The organism is Fangia hongkongensis FSC776 = DSM 21703 (genome assembly GCF_000379445.1).
Lineage (GTDB): Bacteria > Pseudomonadota > Gammaproteobacteria > Francisellales > Francisellaceae > Fangia > Fangia hongkongensis.
In genome coordinates this window covers 59,798-83,274 of sequence record NZ_KB902275.1, presented here as the reverse complement: position 1 = coordinate 83,274, position 23,477 = coordinate 59,798, and the positions used below count along the sequence as shown (strand labels likewise).

Below are 23,477 nucleotides of genomic sequence, written 5' to 3'. Positions count from 1 at the left end.
TGGTTGGTGAATAATCAAAATGAGTAATAATATGAAGTGGTTGATAGCTTGTGTGTTTTTATTAGGATCTTGTATAGTCTATGCAGAGAGTAGTGCGCCTGTAGAGGAAAATACAGATGCGGCTCTCTTGGAGAAATCTAAAGCACAGCTGCAAGAGCTTGAAAAAATCAATCAAGAAATTGCAAAGCTTTCAGAGTCACTTAAAAAATTCGACAAGGACAAAACAGTAGCGCCTAAGAATAATAAGAGCGAAACAAAGCATTACTCAGCCCTTGATAAGCAGGCGATGAACAGCCCTATTTTTGTAGCAGGTGGTGCGCCTAGATCTCCAAATAAAAGCCGTTATCAATCAAGTAGAAGTAATCAAAATAACGACCAAAATAAAGATAACCCATACAAAAACAAAGATGATAAACAGGATAAAACTGACGATAAAAGTAGCACAGACAGCTCTAGTACAAGCACAAACCCGTATAATAATAACCTCAATAACTATGGCGGCTATTACCCTTATTCGAGCTCTTCAACTTTTAAAATGAAATTTGGCGCAGCAAGTTATTCCTACAGTTATCAGATGTCTAAAACTTCACAAACTGAGGTGAATCCGTTTGCTAATGTCGCTAGTAATAATATCACCTTAACTTTAACAAATACCAGTACCTCATATTACTCAATAAGCTTTTGCTCTTCAGATTATAATAGTTGTGGCTCGCAAAACACCCTATCGAGTAATGCGGTTACCATAAAAAGTGCAGATACAGTGATTAATGGTACCTATGGCGGTTATAAATCTTATACTTTCACGCCAACAAGTGGCTCTGAGTCAAACTATTGGCAGGGTGTGATCTATGCCAAACTCTATAGCTCTTCATCGGATACCACACCAACGCAAATACAAGTAAGTTTCCCTGTGAGTAATTGTTCTGTCGATTCAAGTGATAGTAATCTTGCCGCTTGCTCGCTTAGCACAGCAACCTATTCTAATATCAGCACGGTTAGCTAGCTGGCATTGATATATGGAGTTTCAACCGACATTTCTATCAGCAAAGTGGCAGACAATTATTGCCAGCTTGCTGCCAGCAGGAAAAGCGCCACCAAGGTATAATGAAACACTGAAGCTTCCTGATGGCGATGCGCTTGTTTTATCTATTTCAACGCCAAAGGCGAGAAAGCTTGAAAAAAGTGCTACACAAACAGGTAATCTGAAAAAAGACAAAAAGATCGTTATTCTTTTTCATGGGCTGTGTGGTGATGCTGAGTCGGCTTATATGATTCGCTTAGCAAGAAAGTTTTATCATTTAGGTGTGAGTGTTATTCGTGTTAATCACCGAGGGGCAAATAAAAAGCTCTTGCCATTAGCTAGAAATATCTATCATGCGGGTAAATCTGAAGATGTCCTTTGTGTGCTAAGGCATGTTGCAAGTACATACCCAGATGCTGCACTTTTCCCAGTTGGGTTTTCTTTATCGGGTAATATGCTACTAAAGGCACTTGGCAAGTATCCTGAGCTTAATCAAATGCATATTCAAAAAGCAATGGCCATTTGCCCAAGTATTGATTTAGTTGCCTCCATTAATAAGCTATTACAGCCTGAAAATCGTCTATTTAATCGCTATTTTAGTCAGAAGGTTTATCGCATGTATTTAGCCAGATTAAAATTGCATCCAAATGCAGTGAATCACTCAATTAGATATCACCGCCATTTAAGCTTGTATGATATAGATAATCATTACACCTCAAAAGAAGCCGGACATGAAAATGCCGAGAGTTATTATCAAAATGAAAGTGCGTATGTTTATTTGGATCAGATTAAACTAAATACCCTGATTATTGCAGATAGTGAGGATCCTTTTATAGATAACTCCAAGCTTTTGGATATTCAAAATAAGCATATTACCTATGAGCAGACAAAAGGGGGTGGGCATATGGGCTACCTTGGACGATCTCAAGGTATGAAGCTTTTTTACCACTGGATGGATGTGCGAATCATCAAAGCGGTGATGGTGGGTTAACCTTCAAAATATAGAAAACAGGAAAAATGTTAATTTTTATCTCTGATTAGCGCATTTTCTTGTAAAATAAAAGCTATATAGAGCTGAATTGAGAGTACAATGCATAAGCCTGTTATCGAATTAAAATTATTACGACCTGAAATTTTCTCCTCTTTGCCTGAATATGGCACATCAGGGTCTGCAGCGGTTGATTTGCGTGCAGCCATTGATCAGCTGATTACACTCAAACCTGGCGCTTGTGAGCTTATCCCAACGGGTATTGCTGTTCATATTTCTGATGCTTCTTTAGCAGGGATGATCCTCCCGCGCTCAGGCCTTGGGCATAAAAAGGGACTTATCCTTGGAAACTCAGTGGGGCTGATTGATTCTGATTATCAGGGAGAGTTGATGGTTTCATGTTGGAATCGCTCTCAGCAAGAGATAGAAATTGAGCCGTTGATGCGTTTTGCTCAATTTATCATTGTGCCAGTTGTGCAGGCAGAGTTTGTTGCTGTTGAGTGTTTTAGTGATCAAAGCCAAAGAAGTACAGGTGGATTTGGACACACGGGTGTCAAATAAACGCTCTCCCCAAGCTAAGTGTCCTTGTTGTGTTGGGTTTGTAGTGTTAGTATGCTTGTTGTAGATAGTTGAAGAAGGTGATTCGCATTATGATTTGGACAGTTCCGAATATTTTAACCATGCTGCGCATTTTATTAATTCCAGTATTAGTCATTGCGTTCTATGTTCCTTTTCCACACCACCATGGTGTAAGTGCAACCATTTTTCTACTGGCAGCACTGACAGATTGGTTAGATGGATTTTTAGCAAGATACTTTCAGCAAACCACAAAGCTTGGCGCTTTTTTAGATCCTGTTGCAGATAAACTTATGGTGGCAACAGCGCTTGGGCTTTTAATTGCACTTTATCCTTACCCATGGGTTGCTGTTCCAGCTATTATCATTATTTGTCGTGAGATTATTGTCTCTGCGCTGCGTGAGTGGATGGCAGAGATTGGCCAAAGGTCAGTGGTTAAAGTATCGATGGTTGGAAAAGTCAAAACTGCTTGTCAGATGGCGGCAATCTTTTTACTGCTATTAAAACCCAAAAGCTTAACAGATCTGTGGGTGATTTTAGGATTTATTTTATTATATGCTGCCGTGATTTTAACGGTTTATTCAATGTGGCTTTATCTTTCAGCTGCATATAAGGCAGTGAAAGAAGACAAAAGCATGATTTCATAAGGAGATGTATTGTGATGAAGTTTGTAAATGTCATTGTTCTTTTGATTACGATTATCGGTGCATTTAACTGGTTTTTGCTAAGTGTTTTTAGCTTTAATTTAGTGAATAGTATCTTAGCGGACTACCCTGTTACAGAGAAAATTGTCTATGTGATTATTGGTCTTTGTGCATTGTACTCTTTGAAGCTTTTAAAGCTTGTCTATAGAAGTAAATAGTAAATAGTACTGTTATTTTCTTTTTCCTGCGGTATACATCCAATCAAGCCACTCTTCAAGAAGTCTTGATACGTGTAGGCGTTTATTTTGCAGTAGCAAAAAGGTGCGATTCAGTGAAATCCCTTTTGCTGTAATGATAGATAAACCCTCAGATTCAGTATAAGCATTTTTTGAAATGCATCCGATGGCATTACTGTGTTTTATCGCAGCTTTAATGGCTGAGCTTCCACCTAGCTCGAGAAATATCTCGACATTGTGCCCAAGTACAGGCAGTGCCTGCTCTTCAAAAATTTGTCGACTACCGGAGCCTTGTTCACGAATCACAAAGGGATAGTTTGCCAAATCTTGTGGTGTAAGGTGTTTCTTTTTCAAAAGCGGGTGTGTGTCATTTACAATAAAGATCAGTTCATCTTCTTGAAATGCGTGGGCATGAATGTTTGAGTGTAAGCAATAGCCCTCTATAAAACCCACATCTGCATCATAATGTGCAATCTGCTCAATTACGCTGTCTGTATTGGCAATACTAAGGGAGAGTTTCACCTCTGGATAGGCTGTTTTAAACTTCGCCATAATAGGCGGTAAAATATAGTTCCCAATTGTCGTACTTGCTGCAATTTTGATATTGCCAGTGAGGTTTTTTTCTTTGCTAAAAGTTTTTTCCATTGTATTAACTTTATCCACTAAGGATAAAGCCTCTGGAAAAAAGCGTCTGCCATTATCGTTAAGTGCAATTTTTCTATCTAAACGGTCAAATAGCTTCACCTGAAGCTGTCCCTCTAAAGTAGACAACGCAGCGCTAACCGCTGGTTGCGTCAAATTGAGGTTTTTTGCGGCTTTTGTGATGCTGCCTGTTTGGGCAATTGCAGAGAATATCTGTAACTGTTTAACTGTAATCATAAAACTACCAAAAAAGCACTTTCATCCATCTTTGTCAAATCAAGCTAATAAGTCAACCCAGAAAATGCAGGTGACTTAGCAGATGACTTAGCAGATGACATTAGCGAATTGTGCTCTACTTGCTGGAACCTTAATTGTATGTGTCATTTGTGTATGCGACTTCAGTTTTGTATCACACGCTTGTTTTGAAGCGCTTAAAAAAACTTCTACTCGCTGTCGTACTTTATTTGTTTTCTTTAGCATAATCCCACCCCTGCTATAAAAATCAAATTTGTATATTTATGATACAGTGAATTATAAAAATAATATACCCCCTATATTTGAGGGGGCAAAGGGAAGCTTAAAAGGAATAGGTGAAAGAGAGGGCTGAAGTTAACACATAGGTTTGCCCAACCATTGGGCTATCAGTCACTGTTTTTGGCAGCTGATTTAAACGAAACGCTCCTGTGACTGCCCAACGTTTGTTATAACGATACATTAAAGACAGTGATAAATAGGGCGAGAATGCACTATCAGGATGATATTCATTCAGCCCTGATCGTGCTGACTCTGAAGCAGAGACACCGTAGTAATAGTCGAGAATTTTATCTTGTGTCCACTGCACCCCTATACCTGGCGTTGTAATAAACATATGTTTGCCAGATTCAAAAACAAAGGCTTTGAGATATTGAAAGTTCATCATAATGCCAGTAGTACCGGCAGTTAAATCCATATTAACACCAGCTTGAAAGCGGCCATATGGTGTTTGGAGTTTCCCAGAGAGGCCGCCCATTACCATATAGTGGCGCTCGTCCAGTTTCTGTAACTGTGGATCAGAAGAGCTGTCAGGATCAAATACCTGAGGATATAAAAAAGCATCTACAGATAAACTTGCAACTTGATTGCCTAAAAATTTGTAACCAACATAAGGCCCAAGTACGCGCAAATTTTCACCCTTATAAGCCACCATCGGAAATGCCAGAACTTTATCATCACTTGACTTATATGGGTTGGGAGAGAAGATACTCCCAACGCCAATGCTCCAAGGTCGTGTGACATCAAAAGAAGCTTTTTTTTCCGATGTTGACTCCTCCCCCACGGTAAGCTCTTTAGGTGAATTTTCAGCCTCATTTTTGGGTGCTTGATTGATAGTTTGCCCATAGGATAAACTCATGCACGATGCCCCCACAATAACACACAGCTTCCTATAATCTAACATACCAACCCCGATTCAATAATGATAAGCTAACTTGTTGTCTCTAGATAGTTATAGAATATCTTGGCTGTTAAAAGAAAGCGAATCACAAAAAATCACCAATTATTGTTAAAAATTGGTAAATAAAAGAGATGATACAGCATAGGCACTATTGCGTTAGTTAGCCAAAAAAACCTCTTTTGCAACCTTGAGCCCTTCAAGTGCGCGTGGGAAGCCTGCGTATATCAGTGTATGGACGATGGTTTCGGTAATCTTTTCTTTTGAAATGCCAAGATTAAGCGCGCCTTGGATATGTGCTTTTAGCTCGGATGTGACGCCACCAAGCGTTGTCAGTATGCTTATGGTACAAAGTGAGCGAGACTCAATGTCTAGTGTTTCTCTTGTATAGATGGTGCCATAGGCAAACTCTGCGATATATTCGCTCATCTCTGGGCAAATATCTTTCATTTCATCACTTAAACGCACAAAAGCGTCAGGATGTATTTTTTGTAAAATATCTAAACCGCGCGCTTTTTTGGAATGAGTATTTTCCATGCTGGTTGTTGTCCTTTCAATGAATTGAATATGCCTTTACGATATAATAAGTGCAAACAAATGGCAAATGACAGGTCATGTTAGAAAGAAAAGAGTCAAAACACTTTGAACTGGTTACAAACTATCAGCCATCTGGAGATCAGCCAAACGCCATTTCCTCTTTGGTTAGGGGCTTGGAAAAAGGCTTGCGACATCAGACGCTTTTGGGGGTAACAGGCTCTGGCAAAACTTACACCATTGCCAATGTTATTCAAAATGTGCAAAGGCCTACTTTGATTATGGCGCATAATAAAACACTAGCAGCCCAGCTATATTCAGAGATGAAGCAGTTTTTCCCACATAATGCAGTTGAGTACTTTGTCTCATATTATGATTATTATCAACCTGAGGCTTATGTTGCGGTCTCCGATACCTATATTGAAAAAGATGCCTCTATCAATGAACATGTTGAGCAAATGCGACTCTCAGCGACCAAAGCGCTACTAGAGCGCCCGGATGTTATTATTGTTGCAACGGTTTCTGCTATTTATGGTTTGGGTGATCCTGAGCAATATATGCAAATGTTGCTGCATTTAAAAGTGGGCGATGAAATTGATCAAAGAGCCATTTTAAGACGCTTAAGTGACATGCAGTATAAAAGAAATGATATGGACTTTGCCCGCGGCACATATCGTGTTCGTGGTGAAGTGATTGATATATTTCCTGCTGATAGTGACCAAGAGGCTGTGCGCGTTGAGCTGTTTGATGATGAGATTGAGTCCATTTCGATTATTGATCCATTGACAGGAAAGAAGCTGAGACATACCTATCGCACGACCATTTTCCCAGGGACGCACTATGTAAGTTCAAAAGAGCGACAAAAATCGATGGTGGATGAGATTAAAGAGGAATTAAAAGAACGCTTGGAATATTTTAAAGAGGAAAATAGGTTAGTTGAAGGGCAACGCCTAGAGCAAAGAACCTTATATGATATTGAGATGATTAATGAGCTTGGCTATTGTACTGGAATTGAGAATTACTCAAGGTTGTTATCAGGGCGATCACCCGGAGAGCCGCCACCAACACTGCTTGATTATCTGCCACAAAATGCATTTGTTGTTATTGATGAGTCTCATGTTAGTGTGCCGCAGATTGGTGCGATGTATAAAGGGGATCGCTCACGTAAAGAAAACTTGGTTAACTATGGCTTTCGCTTGCCTTCGGCTTTGGATAACAGACCCCTTAAATTTCCAGAATTTGAAGAATTGGTATCACAAGCCATTTATGTTTCAGCAACGCCTGCAGAGTATGAAAAAACACATCAAGAGAACCTTGCAGAGCAAGTTGTCAGACCAACCGGGCTTCTTGATCCAACAGTGGAAATACGCCCCGTTTCGATTCAAGTAGAAGATGCCTTATCTGAAATTCATAAGGCAGTGGCAGCGGATGAGCGTGTTTTGATTACTACTTTAACCAAGCGGATGGCAGAGGATTTGAGTGATTATCTTGCTGAGCATAATGTCAATGTGCGCTATTTGCATTCAGATATCGATACAGTTGAGCGTGTTGAGATCATTCGTGATTTACGTTTGGGCAGTTTTGATGTCTTGGTGGGGATTAACCTATTAAGAGAAGGGCTGGATATGCCAGAGGTGAGCACGGTTTTAATTTTTGATGCGGATAAAGAGGGCTTTTTGCGCTCTGAGCGTTCACTTATTCAAACCATCGGGCGTGCAGCAAGAAATGTTAAAGGCCGTGCCATCTTATATGCAGATGTGATTACAAAATCGATGCAAAAGGCGATTGATGAGACAAAAAGGCGCCGAGAAAAGCAGGAAAATTATAATCAAGCACATAATATTACGCCGCAAAGTATTCGCAAAAATGTTGATGATATGCTTGATTTCTCGCCTGAGAAAAAGAAAAGAGCAGCAAAAAATGCCAAGCGTACCAAGATAGATGAGATTAATATTGATGCGATTTTAGGGGCAAAAGAAGCGCTTAAATTGGTGAAAAAGCTAGAGAAGAAAATGAAAGCGCATGCAAGAGAGCTTGAGTTTGAAAAGGCAGGTCAACTTAGAGATCAGATTAAGGAAATTAAAGAGCGGTTTTTATACTGAGCTTTAGAGTATCATATTGTGAGCATGCTTAATCTTAAATTAGTTTTAACAAGCATAATAATCTTTTATATTCATATTGAGCGTTAATAATAACAAAATGGTTATAGGTGAGATGAAATGGAAAAAGTACAGATTGCAAGTTTTGGTGGTGTAGAGGTTTTACAATATAACATTGATGCGCCGATGCCTAAAGTGCAACAGGGTGAGATGTTAATTAAGGTGCATGCCAGTGGTGTTAACCCTATTGATGCAAAAATACGAAATGGAACGAGCTTTGTTTGCCAATCTTTAGCACTTCCCTCTGGGCTTGGATATGAAATAAGTGGTGAAATTATTGATTTGGATAATGATATAACAGCATTTCATATTGGTCAGAAAGTGATTTCAAGGCTTGATTTTGCAGTGCCAAATGGTTATAGCGAATATGTTTTAGTTAAACCTGAGAATACTGTGATTAAACCTGAAGGGGTTCCTTATGAGGCAGGTGCCTCTTTGCCAATTGCAGCACTTACAGCATGGCAGGCACTTTTCACACATGGTCAGATGAAAAAAGGTGAGCGTGTATTGATTCATGCAGGTGCTGGCGGGGTGGGTCATATTGCGATTCAGCTTGCGAAATTAAAAGGTGCCTATGTCATTACAACGGCATCAAAAAGAAACCATGAGTTTGTTAAGTCTTTAGGAGCCGATGAGATTATTGATTATACTCAAGTTGAATTTTATAAAGTATTGGATGATATTGATTTGGTGATTGACTTAGTGGGCGGTGATACAGGTGTTCATTCACTTGATGTTGTGGGAAAAACTGGCAAAGTGGTGACAGTGCCATCGGTAACAAAAGATAGAGTGCTCGATCAGGCAAAAGAAAAGGGGGTGAATGCTTGCACAATGATTGCCAGTATGGATTTACAGGAGTTAAACCTATTGTGTGACCTGATTGTAAAAGGCGCGCTTCATATCCATATTAGCAAAAAACTGAACTTTAACGCGGCAGCTGAAGCACATCAATTGTTGGAAAGTGGGCATACAGTAGGGAAATTAGTACTTTGCCCTTAATCTGTGAAGATTGATGATTCTTGGTGATTTTATAATTTCAATACTGTTGTATTACTATGGTGCTGTCGCTATCTTAGCATCAAGTACAGGTTTGTGGTTCCCCGATTTCCCCAAGAGCTGTATGTTAAGATAGTGTCAAAAAATGTTATGACGTTTTTCTAGCAAACTTCTGTAGAATATAGATAGCCGCAGCAAATCCAAGCGCAACAAGAAGATATGATTTGTCAATTTTAATATCCACGCCTTGTGCAATCAAAATCACGCCAATAAAGACAAGTGATGATAAAGCAATAAGCTTTAATTGCACCGATTCGGTTAACTTCACCAAGTATTTACTCGCGATTACCATCAGGACACATGAAGTCAAAATGGAAGCGACAATAATCATGGTATTATCGGTCAAACCAATCGCAGTAATAACACTATCAATTGAGAATACCGCATCAATTAACACAATTTGAATAATCGCCGAGACAATGTTATAGGAGACCTGAAGGTGTGCTTTTTTAGGTTTATATAATGCAGCAATTTCATAAATAGCTTTGACCATTAAGAAAAGACCACCACCGATGAGAATCAAATCACGTGTGCTAATGGCATTGTCAAAAATGTTAAACAAAGGCGCGGTTAATGACATAATAAAACTGATCGCCAACAAACAGGCGATACGCATTATTGCAGCCAATGAAATAGCCGTCACCTGTGCCTTACGCTGCTGATGCTTAGGCAGTTTGGAGGTGACAAGATAAATAAACAATAAGTTATCAATTGCGAGTACAGTTTCTAATGCTGTAATGGTGATAAAACTGATAATGAGTTCCAACGGAACGTCCAATTTAGGTGCCTCTGTTTATAATTAATACAAATTCACTATAACAAAACCAATGTAATACGCAATGATTTTTTATGCTTTTCTACTGCCAAAGATAATTGAGAGCAGAATTAAAAGCGTCCCTATGCCTTGAATCAATGTGATTTTTTCACCAAGGAAAATAAAAGAAAGCCCAAGTGTTGAAATGGGCATAAATGCAGTGATGAGTCCCGCTGTTGTGCTAGAGACTTGATTGCAGCCCATAAACCAAAAAAGGTAAAAAAGAGCAGAAACAATGGACACCAACAAAAGAACGGCACTACCGGTTAAATTGAGCTCAAGGAGGCTGCCCCAGTGGGCAAAAAATATAATAGGAAGCATAGCGATAGCATTAATCAAATTCATTAAAAACGCCGCTTTAACAGCTGAAAGCTTCGTTGCTTTGAATTTGCTAAGCACATAATAAAGCGCCTCTGGAATCATCGCAAAGAGTATGATGACATCGCCCAGAAGTGAGTAGGCGGAAAAGCTGCTACCATGCATGTTGGGCGCATTAATTGCAATTAAACCTATGGTGGCAAAGATAATACAAAGAAGCTTAAAACGGGTGATGCGCTGCTTAAAGATAAAGAAGGAAAGCACAATGATAATGGCAGGCAAAGTGCTTGTGATCAGTCCTGCCATTGAGGCGCTGGTGAACTGGATACCACTTAGCATCATAAGGTTAAAAAACATGCCAGCGCATAATGCCTGTAGAATTAATATCCCCCAGTCGGATTTATTTAATGCGCGTATGCTGGAGGCACTTTTTTGTTGCTTATTAAAAAAAGGAATACAACATAAAAGCACAATGCTGCCAACAATAAAGCGGATTTCCAGAAGAGCAACAATAGGTAAGTGTGCAACAAGGTATTTTGAGCCAGTAATGTTTATTCCAGTCACAACCTGGGCGAGGATCAGATAAAAAACACTCATGGGAATTCAGCTTATGTCTTTGTTACGCACGACATGAAGTGGTCCCCAGCTTTGAGAGGTGGGCATAACCTCTAAAGTGTTGATATTAACATGCTGAGGTAAGCTTGTAGTAAAATAGACAATATTAGCAATATCTTCAGCTTCAAGTGCCTGTGTTCCTTGATAGACATTATCAGCCTGTTCCTGATCACCCTTAAAGCGGACAACAGAGAACTCTGTCTCCGCCATGCCAGGTTCAATATTACTTACGCGGATGTTTTCCCCTTGTAAATCTGAGCGAAGTGCTCGTGAAAATTGCTGAACAAATGCTTTTGTTCCACAATAAACATTACCGCCGCCATAAGGCCAGTTTCCAGCAGTAGAGCCAATGTTTACAATGTGCCCTTTATGATGTGCTAACATGTAAGGTAAAACACGTTTAGTCATGTACAAAAGTCCATTGATATTGGTTTGAATCATTGTTTCAAAATCATTTTCATTGGCAAGGTTGAATGCTTGAGTACCAAGTGCAAGGCCTGCATTATTAATTAGAACGCCAATAGATTGGAGCTTTTTAGGTAAATTGTCTAAAAATGTATCAATACTCACTTTATTGCTCACATCAACTTCAGCAATATGGATAGGATAGTCCTGATTAAGCCTTGCTGCTAAACTCTCAAGCTTTTGAAAGCGCCGTGCAATCAGAATTAAAGGGTGTCCATTAGCATTGTATTTTTCAGCCATAGCCTCACCAAAGCCTGAGCTTGCCCCTGTGATTAAAACAACAGATTTTTGTGCTGTAGGTTGTGCTTTTGACATGATATCCCCCTGTAAACATATAGATAGAACTCATGAGTATTGTCATCTTTTCTATATCAAATGTATAGCGAGATTTGCAATAAAAATACTTAGCAAAATTTCCGATGACAGCAAGCGCTGAGACAAAAGAAACTGGAGCTAAGTATAGTTTTGGGTGGTGCTACCAGATACGCTTTAAAATACTGTCTTTGACAATAAATCGATGATAGATAACCGCTAATATATGCAAAATAACAAGCACTAAAAGAATGTAAGCAACGATTGGATGCAAAGAGAAGATTTGTGCACCTAGTGCTGCGTTATGAGGCAGGAAAACGGGGATTTGAACAAGATCGAAATACCAAAAAGGGTATTGGAATAATTGCGAGGCAATAAAGCCAGATAGTGACATGAGAATAATACAAACATACATGCCAAAATGAACCACTTTTGCAAGGAAAATTTGCGGCTTTGGCAAGGTGTTTCCATAGGGGAGTTTTTTACTTACAAGGCGTATTAGAATAAGGAGTATCACAAGGATCAGCGTGCTAAGACCGATAGATTTATGCAGCATCATAAATGTGCTTGGGTAAAAGTTTGCAAAAAGGCTATCGAAGAAAAAGCCAATGATAAACTGTAGAATAATGCAAAGTGCAACCAGTTTGTGTAAGATGCGAATTGCTATATTATAGCGCTGTTTTGCTGTTCCTTTTGCCATAAGTCCTCCTATGTTTTTAGAGCTAGAATGTATATAAAAGCGAAGTTGTGGTCGTTGTGCCAACGCGTTTTTTACCTGCTTCAGCCCAACTTGAACCATTTACAATAAAGCTCAGCTGTAAGCTTAAGTTTTTATAAAGCTGTGTTGAAAGCGTTGAGTTTGAGGTGTAAGTTGTACCATTAGAGCCGGTATAGTTGACGATAATGCTCTGTTTAAGGGAGGAACTATCCGTAAAGTTCCAAACATAATCTAACCCAGACTGCCAACCAAATGAGTTTGTAAATTCGCCACTATTTTGTACCTGTTGCTGCGTTAAACTTGGACCTGTTAACACACTTAGCGTCATTTTATCATTGCCGTATAATAGACGTTGATAACCAAAGGATTCCGTCACAACATAAACATAAGTATCAAGTTGATCTTTAAGGTAATTGATACTGCCGTAAACCCCGTTGTTTTTATCAAAATTCCATGCACTTTTACCAAATGCTTGGAATTTGTTAGTTTTAACATTATCGGCGGTGTCATCACGTGAATAGTTATAGTTCATCGTGAGTGTATTTTGCCATGGGACAATGGGTGTATAACTTAAATTGGCATTAGCATTATAATTTGTCGCTGCTGAGTTTCCTGTGGTCATGCTGCCACCAAGCCCAAAGTTTGTTCCTTTCCATGGTTCAGCTACGGCAAGGGTTGGTTTTTTAATTTGCTCATCATCAATAATGCTTTGCGGCACACTGTCGCTCTCACCTTGTTTTAAAGAAGCGAGGTGTGATGTATCGCTTTTAGTTGTATCAGTGTTAGAGGATTGTGAACTAGCCTTTGCATTTTCTAAGCGTTTTGCTTCCCAAGGGCTAACAGTATTTTGAGCTGTCTTATCAGTTGTATCCTTATTAGTAGTAGTGGATGCGCTTGTCGCCTTGTCACTAGCTACAGCAGTCGTCGTAGGTGTTGATGTACTTGCTTTTGTGCTAGTAACATCCGTATGAGCTGGTGTTTGTTGTGCATCAGCCTCTTTTTGATATTGATCAGCAAGCGCTTGATAGCTTTTTGCCAAATCTCTGTATTTTTGAGCCATGGCAGCTGCATTCTCAGTACTATTGCTGGCAGCAAAACCACTAGATATAAGCGCACCAAAGAATAAAATAGCGCTATATTTATATCGACTCATAGTAAACCTCTCTTTTTCAATTTTATTCATTTTATGTATTAGATGCAGGTGCTTTTAGTAGCGGTGGGACACTGCTATCTGTGTCATTATCTGTTGTACTATTACTTGTGTTATTGGACTTTTGTGTTGTTGTGTCATCATCTTTTTGTGACTGTGAACTATTACTATCTGCTACATTTGTTTTTGTGTTTTGTTGTGTATTGGTATTGTCACTTGTGGTAGTTTTTGCATCCACATTATCTTGTGGCAGATAAAGCGGACCCATTTGGCCACAGCCTGTGAGCATCAACCCAAGTGCTATAAGGATAAAGGCATATTGCTTTTTTATCATAATCTATTTGGTACTACTGAAAACTTCGCTACAATAATACAAACATAATAAGAAACATCGCCTATGAAGCCAATCAGAAATATGAGTTTTTTATGATTGAAAGATAAGGTTCATCATAATGCTTGTATTTCTATGATGATTTGTGGCGAGGTTATTCTTATCAACTGGGATGAAAGGTTGGTTTATGATCAAACGTATTGTGCTTAGTATTATCGCGCTTGTTGTGCTTGTCATTTTATGTGTTGTGATATGGTTTTTCTTTTTTCTAAACCCGAATCATTACAAAGCAGATTTACTTAATTCGCTGAATAAAAATCCAAATGTTGAAGTGGCTATAAATGGCGATATGGCGCTTGATATTTGGAAGATGGAACTGACAGCGAAAGATGTAACGATTCACACAAAAAATCAAGGCTTGGAGCTCGCTGGATCATGGCAAAAAGCAACTTTACATACCTCCTTGAAGGAATTATTGTTTTCACCAACAATTCCAGTTTCAGCTTTGCAGCTGGATCATGGTGAGATTACCATCAACGACCATTATCAACTGCAAAACACAAAGTCACTTGTCAGGCAACAACAAGGGTTGTTATATATAGATGCTTGGCTGAAGGGCTTTAATGGCAATCTGCATATAAAAAGCGCGGTGACTGAGAAGGGTCAAACGCTGATTTTATCATCAACAAAGGCCACTTATACAGCACAGAAAAATAAAGTAGAGGTACGCTTGCCAGAGCTAAGTATTTCAAAGGGGCTAAAAGCACTGACGATAAATAATATATCCATTGATCTTAATGGCAATCAAGGAAAAGTGGATGTACAAATTAAGCACTTTAAACCACTTAGGCTTTCTCTAGATTATCAAGCAGAGCACTTTGATGTTGAGCGTATTTTCAATTTAAAGGGCTATCGCTTAAAATTAAATCAGCTGGCAGTGCATGCAGATGTTGAAAAAAATAAAAAATTAGATAGCAAAATAGACATTGAAGCGAAACAGGGACAGCTTCGGGGTATTAATTTAAATAAACTTGCCCATTCTACAAATGGATTAATAGTCTCACTGAATAATGGACAAGGAATTGGTGGGGCATTTCAGCGCCTTCGCCATCAACTGATGCCACTTTTGAATAATGGACAAATTAAACCAAATATCAAAGAAATGACAACACTTGATAAACTCACAATTAATAACACCCTATCAAATAGTCAGCTTGTAACAGATCAGCTACGCTGGCAGGCGCCTGAATTTGTCATAACCGGGAAAGGCAAAGTGCTTTTAAAGCCGTTTGTAGCAAATTATCCTTTGACTTTGAGTTTGACTGGGGCGAGTAATTTTATCATTCCTTATCATATTCTTTATCGCAATCACACCTTTCAAGGCAAGGTAGATGAGGAGAATATTCGCCAGCAAATTCAGCCCATTATTCAAAAAGCGGTGCAAGAAGCACTGCAAAAACGCTTTCGCGCGGCATTTCGTTAGCGAGCACTTTGATGGAGCTAGAGACATTAAAAGGCTTAGGTAAGAGTTTAAGCGCCAAACTTGAAAAGGGCGGTATTCACTCTGTAGAGGCATTATTATTACATTTGCCTAAATCCTATGAAGATAGAAGAGTCATTAGCAAAATTGCCAGTGTTCAAGCGGGACAAAAAGCATTGATTGAAGGGGTGATTCAAGGAGTGAATGTCACACCTTTTGGTAAAAAACACTTAAGTTGTTTTTTTGCAGATGATACAGGTGGATGTCAGATGCATTTATTTCGCTTTTACCCCAATCAAGTATCGCTTCTCAAAAATGGCGCAAAAATTCGCTGTTATGGTGAAATAATCAAGCAAAATACGAGCGCTAACATTATTGAGTTGATTCACCCAGAATGGCAAATTATCAATCAGCAAAATGCATCGCTTAAAAAAGGAATTACACCTGTTTACCCAAGTATCGATGGTATTAGCTCACATGTTATTTATAAATTCATTACCCAACTGAAAGATTATTTATTTAGCGAGTATATTCCAGATACTGTATTAAAACATTTTAATCTAATTAGCATTAATCATGCCATTCAAACAATACACTTTCCACCAAATAAAACATTGAATGAAATATTCGATCTGAGCCATAAAGCGCGTTATCGATTGGCTTTAGAGGAGATTCTAGCGCATCATCTAAATGCTAAGATCGCAAGAGACAAAATGACTGTAGGTGACTATGTTCCATTTGAAATTAACCTTAAGGAACATAAGGAGTTTCTGGCAGGCTTAAGTTTTACACCAACCAAAGCGCAAATGCGCGTTATAGATGAAATCTTTACAGATTTCTCAGCTAAAAAACCGATCTCAAGGTTAATTCAAGGGGATGTGGGCTCGGGGAAAACACTCATTGCAGCCGCTTGTCTTATTCAAGCCTCGTTAAATAATTTCCAATCGATTATCATGGCGCCAACTGAGATTCTTGCTGAACAGCATTATCATAATTTAAAAAACTGGTTAGAGGCGTTTGATATCCCCGTTATTTTTGTTGCGCAAAAGTTAACGAAAAAGGCACGAGAGACAGCATTAGATGAAATACAGCAAAATCCCAATTGTGTCGTGGTGGGAACGCATGCCGTTTTTCAAGAGTCAATGCATTATCCTAATTTGGCTTTAGTGATTATTGATGAGCAGCATCGCTTTGGTGTAGAACAGCGCCTAGCACTTATTGAAAAAGCAAAATCAAAGGACTATAGTCCACATCAAATTGTGATGACGGCAACACCGATTCCAAGAACATTGGCGATGACGGTGTATGGTGATTTAGATTTATCAGTGATTGATGAGCTTCCCCCAAATCGAAAGCCAATTAAGACAAGTGTGCTTTCAGAAAATAAAAAAGCAACATTGATTCAAAAACTGGAGGCGCATGTTGAAAAAGGCGGGCAGGCATATTGGGTGTGTCCTTTAATTGAAAGCTCAGAAGTGCTCACAAGACTTCAAGATGTCAGCTCGCTTTATGAGCGAGTTAAAAATGCCCTGCCAAATGTGCGCATTGGGCTTATTCACGGCGCAATGAAAGCTACAGAGAAAGCCCTAGTAATGGCTGATTTTAAAGCACATAAGCTTGATGTGTTGGTTGCGACCACTGTGATTGAAGTGGGTGTTGATGTGCCAAATGCCAATATTATGATTATTGATAATGCAGAGCGTCTTGGCTTATCACAGCTCCATCAGCTGCGTGGTAGGGTGGGTAGAGGACATAAAGAGAGTAATTGTATTTTACTTTATCAAGCTCCATTATCGGTGACGGCAAGAAAGCGCTTGGAGCTGATGCGCCAAACACAAGATGGCTTTGTGATTGCGGAGGAAGATTTAAAGCTAAGAGGGCCAGGTGATATCTTTGGCAAAAACCAAACTGGGGATATTCACTTTAAAGTCGCGGATCTAAGCATGCATCAGTCGCTTTTTAATGATGTGACTGAAATAGCAAGCGTATTAGTGAAAGATCACCCAGAAAGCGTGGGTGCCATTATTGAGCGTTGGCTGAAAAACGCTGATCAGTATATTAAGGCTTAATACTTCTCATATAGGCTGTAAGAGAGCTCATTTGAAATTAGGCATATAGTTTGAGAATAGGTTTAACATGTCACTGTCTCCCCTTGAGAGTTTTATATAAATGATTATCTATGGACCTTAAGTGCTGATACAGCAGTATTTAATACTCAAGCCAAAGCTATAAAATCATAGTGATGCTTTCAAATAACAACGGAAGTTTGGATAGTAACAGACAAACTTAAGAAACTAAAGTTAAGTGGGTTGGACTAGTATGTATTGAGGAGTTATTCTTCTCAATTAGATGGCTAGAGGCTAAATAACCCATGTAAAATACTTGGGCTGGAGAAAATAGATTGATTTTATAATTACTCTTTACAATATTGATGGGGTGTTCAGTATGATATTGGTTAAGCCTTCTGTCATGATATTTGATTTCACCGGCTCGATTGATGGATAATATGTGATATCGTCCTTTTTTCATATGTAAATGAGTGAGTAACATAAATCGATTTTTTTGCTTTTTACAAGCTGAAGTTCTTTGGCGAACAAAGTGACCATAATACCCACCGAGATAGCATGCTTCTCTGGTATCCATTCCAAGAATGATATCGGCATCTTCCAGTAGATTATCAAACGATAATCGAAAAGGCTTTGACTTATTTTTCATGAAAAACGTACATTTTCCATTTTTCATATTGATTGAGTGTAAATGGTAACGAATGATAATGGCATCAAATAGCAGTTTGCGAATATATTTAATCATCGCTATTTACATCTTGAATAAATCATGGGTATAGTTTTACACTTCTTTTACCCATTGTGCAATCAAGAATGAATAACACAAATCTAAAACACATCAAAAATGATACAGTGTTAACAAAAAACACGCCTAGAGTAAGCATATACTTGGTATTGATCATTATGCTTTATGTGACGTTGGACATCACGTCGAACGTTGTAGCATATAAAATGGTGAACATGTGACATTTGATTTTACCTGCCTCTGCCTTTATATTCCCAATTACCTATCCCATAGCAGATATTATTACAGAAGTGTATGGTTTTAATGTCACGAAACTGGTGATTTGGAGTAGTGTAGCGATGGGGTTTATCAGTACGACGCTTATTATGCTTGTTATCAATCTTCCAGCGCCTGATTTTTGGAATAATAATGATGCCTTTAGAACTGTATTAGGGAATACTTGGCGGATTGTGATCGGTGGCTATATAGGTAATATTGTAGGAAGTTTTATTAATGCAATATTGATCTCTAAATTAAAAATTGCCTTTAAAAATAAGTATTTTTTACTAAGGTCAGTTATGTCATCCATCATTGGTGTGATTATCTATGTTTTAGTTGCTGGAACTATTATATTATATGGGATGACAAGCTTTGAGCATGCAGTCAATATTATGTTTTCAAATTATATGGCTAAGGTATTGTTTATTGCTGTTTTTTCTTATCCAGCAGCAATGCTTTGCGGCTTTTTAAAAAAACAAGAACGCATGAATGGTGGAAACCCAGAGGAATTTAATACTAATTTTAATCCGTTTCAGTTGAAAGCATGAAAATCATTCGCATTCGAGATAAAACACTTTTTGATCAGTTTGCATCTATTGCTGTTACAAATAAGCTAACGAATCTCAATGTTGCACAATTTCCTGACTCCAAAGATAAACTTAAAAATAAATTTGATTCAATATTCACAAATGGAGTTAATACAAAGAATCAGCGTGTATATAGTATTTTAGGCGATAATAATACGTTATTAGGGTATACATGGATCAACTTTCAAAAAGGATTATGTTTAAAATTAAACTATATCTACTTATATCCGCACTTTAGAGGTAAAGGACACAGTAAACAGGTATTAGTGTACTGGCATAAATTAGCTAAAAGAGCGCACGCGGGATACATATCACTATATGTGTTTCATCATAATGCTGTGGCAATTAATTTGTATGAAAAATTTGGGTTTGTGAAAGAAAGTCATGAGTCAAATGGCCGTTCTTTTTATAAATTTTCCGTAATTTAGATATAGTTGAAGCGTGATTCTGTAAGCACGCCAATGACTTTGTCACGCTCACTTAAAATTGAATATTCACTTTGGTTTAAGTTATATAAATAGGTATCATAACCGTTAATAGAAAATATCTTTACTGTAGCATCAGCTACATTAGGATATTGAACAACAATAATATCACCATCATTTGGCTGAACTCTGGTGTTAATTACTAAATGCGTGTTATTGGGGAATCGTGGCTCCATAACAGGCTTGCTTTTTAAGACAAATACATGGCCATTATTTTCATACTCTATAGGGAGCCAGGCAGTATTTTTCTTTTGCGTCATGCTTTCATAATCAAATGAAGCACACTCTTGCCAAGATATAATGGGTGCCACTTTTTTGCCCATATTTACTTGAGCAGTCGTATCATCATATAATTGTTCAATAGAAGTAGAAAAGTAATCAGCTATTTTTCTAATGACTGTTATTTTTGGGTCTTTAGTGTTTCCTGTAAGGAGTTTATTGAGGGTGGACTGAGGTATTTGAATATGCTTAGATAGTTCCAGCTCATTGATCCCATATTCTAAAATGAGTTTTTTAATATTTTTGATCAGGATAGTGTTTGAAAACTTATAATCTTTAACCGCAGACATTTTTATTGTGCTTATTATCCAAGGAATTGTTTGTACATTTTAGATAAGAGATGCCAATTTATCAAACTTAAGTACAAGCATTATCCTTAAACCATGACATGATTGACTCAATATTTTAATCACTATATAGTAATAAAATCGCTTTATAGTAAAATGTACGCATATAAATTATACATACTACTTATGGGGAGTAGAGTGTATCAAGTGTTATCAAGGAGCAAAGATGAAAGTGTTAAATATAGTCCGTTACCCCATGTTAAACATACAACGATTAAGTTTCTTATGTCACATCGTAGTTGATCTTCATTAAGTCAAATGCAATTGCATACCAATCTAGCGATTGTATGTATAGGAGGATAAAATGGGGTCTATTAGGCAAGAGCTTAATTCGATGGATAGTAAGCTGACTATATATGGAGATAAAGTATTTGATGTGGTTAGCTCATTTCAAACTCCCGTCCATATTAAGGATGCAACAACGGGGAAATACCTTATCTCCAATCAAGCTAATTTAGAAGTTTATAATTTATCTGCAATCGAGGAAATTATTGGTTTAACGGTGCATGATTTTGATGGTTTTATGAAACCCTATTGGGGGAAGGAGTTTTCTAGTCATATTCATCGGGTTGATCATAGTGTTGTTATTAAGTCAGAAACGGTTGTAACGAAAGATATTGTCTTCGTTGATGTTACAGGACTTCTTCATATACAAAATATGACAAAAATACCAGTTAATAGTATAACAGGTAAGAAAGTATCTTCTATCATGACCATCAGTGAGGATTTCACGGATAGAGTCAGTAACTTTAGTTTGTATGAGCTTTATAAGCGTCACTATACAACTAAAGCCAATGCGATTAGATATTTTATGAAGCACCTTAAAATCGAGAAATTTTTTTCAAAAACCTTGACTGAGAAAGAAATGTACTGCTTGCTGTGGATGCAAAAAGATCAGCACTATCGTTCAATTGCCGATAGTCTTTATGTTTCGATAAAAACCGTTGAGTTTCATGTAACTAACATTGCCGCAAAGTTACATAATTGTAGTATATCAGATGTATTAGCTTATCTAAGAGGATCGTAGCTAAATGAAAAGAACAGCATTAATTAAAATTGGGTTTGTAAGTAATATTTTTGAATGGTATGACTTTGTTATCTATGCATATCTTGCAGCGGTAATTGGTCAGCTATTTTTTCCATCAACTGACCAATACATAGCTCTAATAAAGGCGTTTATCCTTTTTTCTGTCAGTTATTTGGTGCGACCCATTGGCAGTATATTCTTTGGGATATTAGCAGATAAGTATACAAGATCGTTTGTTTTAAGAGCGAGCTTAATTTTAATGGCAATTCCTACACTTGTTATCGCCTTCCTGCCAACCTATGCACAAGCTGGGATTTTTGCCTCAGCAGGTTTGATTATTTTGCGACTGATACAAGGATTTGCAGCAGGTGGTGAGCTGCCTATTTCGGCTTGTTATATGTATGAGGCTTCTCCCAGTGGATCAAAAGGTTTTTACTCAAGCTTTGTTGCAGCAAGCTCTATGACCGGTGTTCTTTTAGGGTCTATTACTATTGGCATACTGTATGCAGTGTTAGGAAGTAAGACTATGCTAGAGTGGGGTTGGAGAGTACCATTTTTCTTAGGATTTATAGGTGTCATCTTTGTTTTTTATATCAGACGAAAAATAGTGGAACCTGAAAAAACGCCCTTAAAAACTAACATCTCAACCCTGCATGGGATAGTTGAAAACTGGTTTCCAATGCTGCAAGTCATTATGTTAAATGCGTTTATATCGATAGCTTTTTATTTATTGTTTGTGTGGATGCCATCATATTTACATGTGTTTTTAAAACTCTCTTCGGTAGCTGCATTTACAAGTAGCAGTTTAAGTTTATTTTTTCTTATTGTATTCACATTAATTTTTGGCTATTTTTCGCCTAAATTGGGTCGAAGAAATATGGCAATCACCAGCATTATAACAATTTTAATACTCTGCTACCCGATGTTCCATTTACTGAAGCATGGTAACTTTTTACTCGTTGTGCTCGTCCAATTAATCTTTGCAGTTTGTATGGGGTTTATTCAAGGAATTAATATGGAAATGATGGCAAGTCGCTTTAGTCATTACTTTCGAGGAAGGGGTATCAGTATTGGATTTACCTTATCAACAGCAGTATTTGGTGGTTTAGCACCTACATTAAGCAGTTATTTGATTCATAAAACACATTCAGATATCTCACCGATACTATTTTTAATAGCATCCTGCTTGATTGCTTTACCAGTTGCGTTAACATTGAAAAATAAATAATAACCTACCGTTTTTCTGCATAAACAATAGTTCCGCCTAATAGTTTTTTTTGGATTGCATCTGTAAGTTTTGAGTAAGTAGAAAGGGCGTTATCAAATGCCTCTTCATTAAATCTATCGATGACATTTGATTTATTCTCTATTAATAATGTACATAATTGGCTATACCAATGTGTATATTGATCGCTGATATCAACAATTTCAATAGGGCGCCATGCAGTGTCAGATAACATTGTTTCAATAGTATCGAGTTTTACGGGGATAAATGGTGTTCGTCCATCTTTGCCATCACGTTTAAGTGGCGTATGTTTGCCTTCACAGGGGTCAGAATAGTCAAAAATAGCAAGTTGAGCACCTTTCCTTGCAATCAGACTAAGTTCATGAAGCGCCTTTTTCTGATCTGAAAAAGCATAAAACACATTAAATAAGCAAAACATATCAAAACTGGTTGATATATTATTAGAAACATTAAACACATCGCAACAGGTAAAGTTTAAATCTTTATATGTGCTAGTGGCATAGTCAATAGCTTCAGAATCAACATCAAAGCCAGAAATAGTCTTACTCCACCCTTTATCTTTAATATATTGAGCCGTTCCCCCAAGTCCACAGCCAACATCAAGCAAATGCTCAAATCGATGATTATTATAAGCGGACATAACAAGATCTATGGCCTCACTTTCACCTGCATGCGCAAAGTTATCCTTTCTTAAAAAGGATACTAACTGTTTTCCAACGTACTTTCTTAAACTTGTCATAGTGCGATTATTGTAAAATAGAGAATTTTTTGTCATAGCGTTACCAAGATTTTTTCGTTCAGACATTATATTTCCTGATAAATAATATAAAAACTAGGGGAAAACCCTAAATTTTTTTTGAAAAAATTAGTTTATCATAATTCACATCCTTTATGGCAAATCATCAGTATGTGATGAATAAGAATAACGGTGGGGATTTTACCCTAAATT

General features: G+C 37.8%; 26 protein-coding genes. 13 read left to right on the top strand and 13 right to left on the bottom strand.

The window, feature by feature from the left end:
- Positions 1-19: 19 nt before the first annotated feature.
- The 5 genes from A37Q_RS0114070 to A37Q_RS0114050 all read left to right on the top strand — a co-directional run bounded on the left by A37Q_RS0114070 (position 20) and on the right by A37Q_RS0114050 (position 3,447).
- Positions 20-1,003 (top strand): hypothetical protein, encoded by a 984-nt coding sequence (locus tag A37Q_RS0114070; protein ID WP_154648733.1) that lies wholly within the window; start codon positions 20-22, stop codon positions 1,001-1,003.
- A 13-nt stretch (positions 1,004-1,016) separates the two neighbouring features.
- Complete coding sequence (locus A37Q_RS0114065; RefSeq protein WP_018300932.1) at positions 1,017-2,012, top strand: YheT family hydrolase; 996 nt, start codon at positions 1,017-1,019, stop codon at positions 2,010-2,012.
- Between the two features lie 99 nt (positions 2,013-2,111).
- Positions 2,112-2,570, top strand: a complete 459-nt coding sequence (gene dut, locus A37Q_RS0114060; protein WP_018300931.1) for a dUTP diphosphatase — start codon at positions 2,112-2,114, stop codon at positions 2,568-2,570.
- A gap of 89 nt (positions 2,571-2,659) precedes the next feature.
- On the top strand, positions 2,660-3,232 hold the full coding sequence (pgsA, locus tag A37Q_RS0114055; protein ID WP_018300930.1) for a CDP-diacylglycerol--glycerol-3-phosphate 3-phosphatidyltransferase: 573 nt from the start codon (positions 2,660-2,662) through the stop codon (positions 3,230-3,232).
- A gap of 14 nt (positions 3,233-3,246) precedes the next feature.
- Positions 3,247-3,447, top strand: coding sequence for a DUF378 domain-containing protein (locus A37Q_RS0114050; RefSeq protein WP_018300929.1), 201 nt, complete (start codon positions 3,247-3,249; stop codon positions 3,445-3,447).
- 12 nt (positions 3,448-3,459) lie between these two features.
- Here the strand turns inward: A37Q_RS0114050 and A37Q_RS0114045 are convergent, their stop codons facing one another.
- From A37Q_RS0114045 to A37Q_RS0114030, 4 genes are all read right to left on the bottom strand, one after another.
- Positions 3,460-4,344 carry a LysR substrate-binding domain-containing protein gene (locus A37Q_RS0114045; RefSeq protein WP_018300928.1) on the bottom strand — a complete coding sequence of 295 codons (885 nt, stop codon included), beginning with the start codon at positions 4,342-4,344 and terminating at the stop codon, positions 3,460-3,462.
- A gap of 87 nt (positions 4,345-4,431) precedes the next feature.
- Positions 4,432-4,587 (bottom strand): hypothetical protein, encoded by a 156-nt coding sequence (locus A37Q_RS16340; protein ID WP_018300927.1) that lies wholly within the window; start codon positions 4,585-4,587, stop codon positions 4,432-4,434.
- A gap of 97 nt (positions 4,588-4,684) precedes the next feature.
- Entirely contained in the window at positions 4,685-5,542 is an 858-nt protein-coding gene (locus tag A37Q_RS15675) for a MipA/OmpV family protein (protein ID WP_083907087.1), read from the bottom strand.
- Between the two features lie 153 nt (positions 5,543-5,695).
- Complete coding sequence (locus A37Q_RS0114030; RefSeq protein ID WP_018300925.1) at positions 5,696-6,073, bottom strand: carboxymuconolactone decarboxylase family protein; 378 nt, start codon at positions 6,071-6,073, stop codon at positions 5,696-5,698.
- A 77-nt stretch (positions 6,074-6,150) separates the two neighbouring features.
- Here A37Q_RS0114030 and uvrB point away from each other — a divergent pair, with 77 nt between their 5' ends.
- Complete coding sequence (gene uvrB, locus A37Q_RS0114025; protein WP_018300924.1) at positions 6,151-8,172, top strand: excinuclease ABC subunit UvrB; 2,022 nt, start codon at positions 6,151-6,153, stop codon at positions 8,170-8,172.
- A 117-nt stretch (positions 8,173-8,289) separates the two neighbouring features.
- On the top strand, positions 8,290-9,228 hold the full coding sequence (locus A37Q_RS0114020) for an NADP-dependent oxidoreductase (RefSeq protein WP_018300923.1): 939 nt from the start codon (positions 8,290-8,292) through the stop codon (positions 9,226-9,228).
- Positions 9,229-9,373: 145 nt separating this feature from the next.
- Here the strand turns inward: A37Q_RS0114020 and A37Q_RS0114015 are convergent, their stop codons facing one another.
- The 6 genes from A37Q_RS0114015 to lptM all read right to left on the bottom strand — a co-directional run bounded on the left by A37Q_RS0114015 (position 9,374) and on the right by lptM (position 14,011).
- The gene (locus A37Q_RS0114015) at positions 9,374-10,051 is read right to left on the bottom strand and encodes a TerC family protein (RefSeq protein ID WP_018300922.1); all 678 of its coding nucleotides are present in this window, start codon (positions 10,049-10,051) and stop codon (positions 9,374-9,376) included.
- Positions 10,052-10,132: 81 nt separating this feature from the next.
- Entirely contained in the window at positions 10,133-11,014 is an 882-nt protein-coding gene (locus tag A37Q_RS0114010; protein WP_018300921.1) for a DMT family transporter, read from the bottom strand.
- Between the two features lie 6 nt (positions 11,015-11,020).
- Positions 11,021-11,812, bottom strand: a complete 792-nt coding sequence (locus tag A37Q_RS0114005) for an SDR family NAD(P)-dependent oxidoreductase (protein ID WP_018300920.1) — start codon at positions 11,810-11,812, stop codon at positions 11,021-11,023.
- Between the two features lie 160 nt (positions 11,813-11,972).
- Positions 11,973-12,509 (bottom strand): cytochrome b, encoded by a 537-nt coding sequence (locus A37Q_RS0114000; RefSeq protein ID WP_018300919.1) that lies wholly within the window; start codon positions 12,507-12,509, stop codon positions 11,973-11,975.
- A 22-nt stretch (positions 12,510-12,531) separates the two neighbouring features.
- Positions 12,532-13,680: a DUF481 domain-containing protein gene (locus A37Q_RS0113995; protein ID WP_018300918.1), complete on the bottom strand. Its 1,149-nt coding sequence runs from the start codon at positions 13,678-13,680 to the stop codon at positions 12,532-12,534.
- A gap of 31 nt (positions 13,681-13,711) precedes the next feature.
- The gene (gene lptM / locus A37Q_RS0113990; RefSeq protein WP_018300917.1) at positions 13,712-14,011 is read right to left on the bottom strand and encodes an LPS translocon maturation chaperone LptM; all 300 of its coding nucleotides are present in this window, start codon (positions 14,009-14,011) and stop codon (positions 13,712-13,714) included.
- A 184-nt stretch (positions 14,012-14,195) separates the two neighbouring features.
- Here lptM and A37Q_RS0113985 point away from each other — a divergent pair, with 184 nt between their 5' ends.
- Positions 14,196-15,491, top strand: coding sequence for an AsmA family protein (locus A37Q_RS0113985; RefSeq protein ID WP_154648731.1), 1,296 nt, complete (start codon positions 14,196-14,198; stop codon positions 15,489-15,491).
- An 11-nt stretch (positions 15,492-15,502) separates the two neighbouring features.
- Positions 15,503-17,557 (top strand): ATP-dependent DNA helicase RecG, encoded by a 2,055-nt coding sequence (recG, locus tag A37Q_RS0113980; protein WP_018300915.1) that lies wholly within the window; start codon positions 15,503-15,505, stop codon positions 17,555-17,557.
- A gap of 217 nt (positions 17,558-17,774) precedes the next feature.
- On the opposite strand, the gene A37Q_RS0113975 is transcribed toward recG, so the two are convergent.
- Positions 17,775-18,203, bottom strand: coding sequence for a hypothetical protein (locus tag A37Q_RS0113975; RefSeq protein WP_154648729.1), 429 nt, complete (start codon positions 18,201-18,203; stop codon positions 17,775-17,777).
- Between the two features lie 320 nt (positions 18,204-18,523).
- Between A37Q_RS0113975 and A37Q_RS0113970 the strand changes: the two genes are divergently transcribed.
- A complete protein-coding gene (locus A37Q_RS0113970) occupies positions 18,524-19,105 on the top strand; it encodes a queuosine precursor transporter (RefSeq protein ID WP_018300913.1) in 582 nt (193 codons plus the stop codon).
- Positions 19,102-19,572, top strand: a complete 471-nt coding sequence (locus tag A37Q_RS0113965) for a GNAT family N-acetyltransferase (RefSeq protein WP_018300912.1) — start codon at positions 19,102-19,104, stop codon at positions 19,570-19,572. The genes A37Q_RS0113970 and A37Q_RS0113965 overlap by 4 nt, the downstream gene beginning before the upstream one ends.
- Here A37Q_RS0113965 and A37Q_RS16050 read toward each other — a convergent pair.
- Positions 19,569-20,198: a LexA family transcriptional regulator gene (locus A37Q_RS16050; RefSeq protein ID WP_018300911.1), complete on the bottom strand. Its 630-nt coding sequence runs from the start codon at positions 20,196-20,198 to the stop codon at positions 19,569-19,571. The genes A37Q_RS0113965 and A37Q_RS16050 overlap by 4 nt on opposite strands.
- 361 nt (positions 20,199-20,559) lie before the next feature.
- Here A37Q_RS16050 and A37Q_RS0113955 point away from each other — a divergent pair, with 361 nt between their 5' ends.
- Positions 20,560-21,282, top strand: a complete 723-nt coding sequence (locus tag A37Q_RS0113955; protein ID WP_018300910.1) for a helix-turn-helix domain-containing protein — start codon at positions 20,560-20,562, stop codon at positions 21,280-21,282.
- A 4-nt stretch (positions 21,283-21,286) separates the two neighbouring features.
- Positions 21,287-22,510 (top strand): MFS transporter, encoded by a 1,224-nt coding sequence (locus tag A37Q_RS0113950; RefSeq protein ID WP_018300909.1) that lies wholly within the window; start codon positions 21,287-21,289, stop codon positions 22,508-22,510.
- A gap of 4 nt (positions 22,511-22,514) precedes the next feature.
- Here the strand turns inward: A37Q_RS0113950 and A37Q_RS0113945 are convergent, their stop codons facing one another.
- The gene (locus tag A37Q_RS0113945; RefSeq protein WP_018300908.1) at positions 22,515-23,333 is read right to left on the bottom strand and encodes a class I SAM-dependent methyltransferase; all 819 of its coding nucleotides are present in this window, start codon (positions 23,331-23,333) and stop codon (positions 22,515-22,517) included.
- Positions 23,334-23,477 lie beyond the last annotated feature (144 nt).

Bases quoted from the DNA above. Each gene is read 5' to 3' on its own strand.
- A37Q_RS16340 (WP_018300927.1), bottom strand. From the start codon at position 4,587: ATGCTAAAGAAAACAAATAAAGTACGACAGCGAGTAGAAGTTTTTTTA.
- A37Q_RS0113945 (WP_018300908.1), bottom strand. From the start codon at position 23,333: ATGTCTGAACGAAAAAATCTTGGTAACGCTATGACAAAAAATTCTCTA.
- A37Q_RS0114000 (WP_018300919.1), bottom strand. From the start codon at position 12,509: ATGGCAAAAGGAACAGCAAAACAGCGCTATAATATAGCAATTCGCATC.
- A37Q_RS0114005 (WP_018300920.1), bottom strand. From the start codon at position 11,812: ATGTCAAAAGCACAACCTACAGCACAAAAATCTGTTGTTTTAATCACA.
- A37Q_RS0113985 (WP_154648731.1), top strand. From the start codon at position 14,196: ATGATCAAACGTATTGTGCTTAGTATTATCGCGCTTGTTGTGCTTGTC.
- A37Q_RS0113950 (WP_018300909.1), top strand. From the start codon at position 21,287: ATGAAAAGAACAGCATTAATTAAAATTGGGTTTGTAAGTAATATTTTT.
- uvrB (WP_018300924.1), top strand. From the start codon at position 6,151: ATGTTAGAAAGAAAAGAGTCAAAACACTTTGAACTGGTTACAAACTAT.
- lptM (WP_018300917.1), bottom strand. From the start codon at position 14,011: ATGATAAAAAAGCAATATGCCTTTATCCTTATAGCACTTGGGTTGATG.
- A37Q_RS0114070 (WP_154648733.1), top strand. From the start codon at position 20: ATGAGTAATAATATGAAGTGGTTGATAGCTTGTGTGTTTTTATTAGGA.
- A37Q_RS16050 (WP_018300911.1), bottom strand. From the start codon at position 20,198: ATGTCTGCGGTTAAAGATTATAAGTTTTCAAACACTATCCTGATCAAA.
- A37Q_RS0113955 (WP_018300910.1), top strand. From the start codon at position 20,560: ATGGGGTCTATTAGGCAAGAGCTTAATTCGATGGATAGTAAGCTGACT.
- recG (WP_018300915.1), top strand. From the start codon at position 15,503: ATGGAGCTAGAGACATTAAAAGGCTTAGGTAAGAGTTTAAGCGCCAAA.
- A37Q_RS0113995 (WP_018300918.1), bottom strand. From the start codon at position 13,680: ATGAGTCGATATAAATATAGCGCTATTTTATTCTTTGGTGCGCTTATA.
- A37Q_RS0114045 (WP_018300928.1), bottom strand. From the start codon at position 4,344: ATGATTACAGTTAAACAGTTACAGATATTCTCTGCAATTGCCCAAACA.
- A37Q_RS0114065 (WP_018300932.1), top strand. From the start codon at position 1,017: ATGGAGTTTCAACCGACATTTCTATCAGCAAAGTGGCAGACAATTATT.
- A37Q_RS0114030 (WP_018300925.1), bottom strand. From the start codon at position 6,073: ATGGAAAATACTCATTCCAAAAAAGCGCGCGGTTTAGATATTTTACAA.
- pgsA (WP_018300930.1), top strand. From the start codon at position 2,660: ATGATTTGGACAGTTCCGAATATTTTAACCATGCTGCGCATTTTATTA.
- A37Q_RS0113975 (WP_154648729.1), bottom strand. From the start codon at position 18,203: ATGAAAAATAAGTCAAAGCCTTTTCGATTATCGTTTGATAATCTACTG.
- A37Q_RS0114010 (WP_018300921.1), bottom strand. From the start codon at position 11,014: ATGAGTGTTTTTTATCTGATCCTCGCCCAGGTTGTGACTGGAATAAAC.
- A37Q_RS0114020 (WP_018300923.1), top strand. From the start codon at position 8,290: ATGGAAAAAGTACAGATTGCAAGTTTTGGTGGTGTAGAGGTTTTACAA.
- A37Q_RS0113965 (WP_018300912.1), top strand. From the start codon at position 19,102: ATGAAAATCATTCGCATTCGAGATAAAACACTTTTTGATCAGTTTGCA.
- A37Q_RS15675 (WP_083907087.1), bottom strand. From the start codon at position 5,542: ATGTTAGATTATAGGAAGCTGTGTGTTATTGTGGGGGCATCGTGCATG.
- A37Q_RS0114050 (WP_018300929.1), top strand. From the start codon at position 3,247: ATGAAGTTTGTAAATGTCATTGTTCTTTTGATTACGATTATCGGTGCA.
- dut (WP_018300931.1), top strand. From the start codon at position 2,112: ATGCATAAGCCTGTTATCGAATTAAAATTATTACGACCTGAAATTTTC.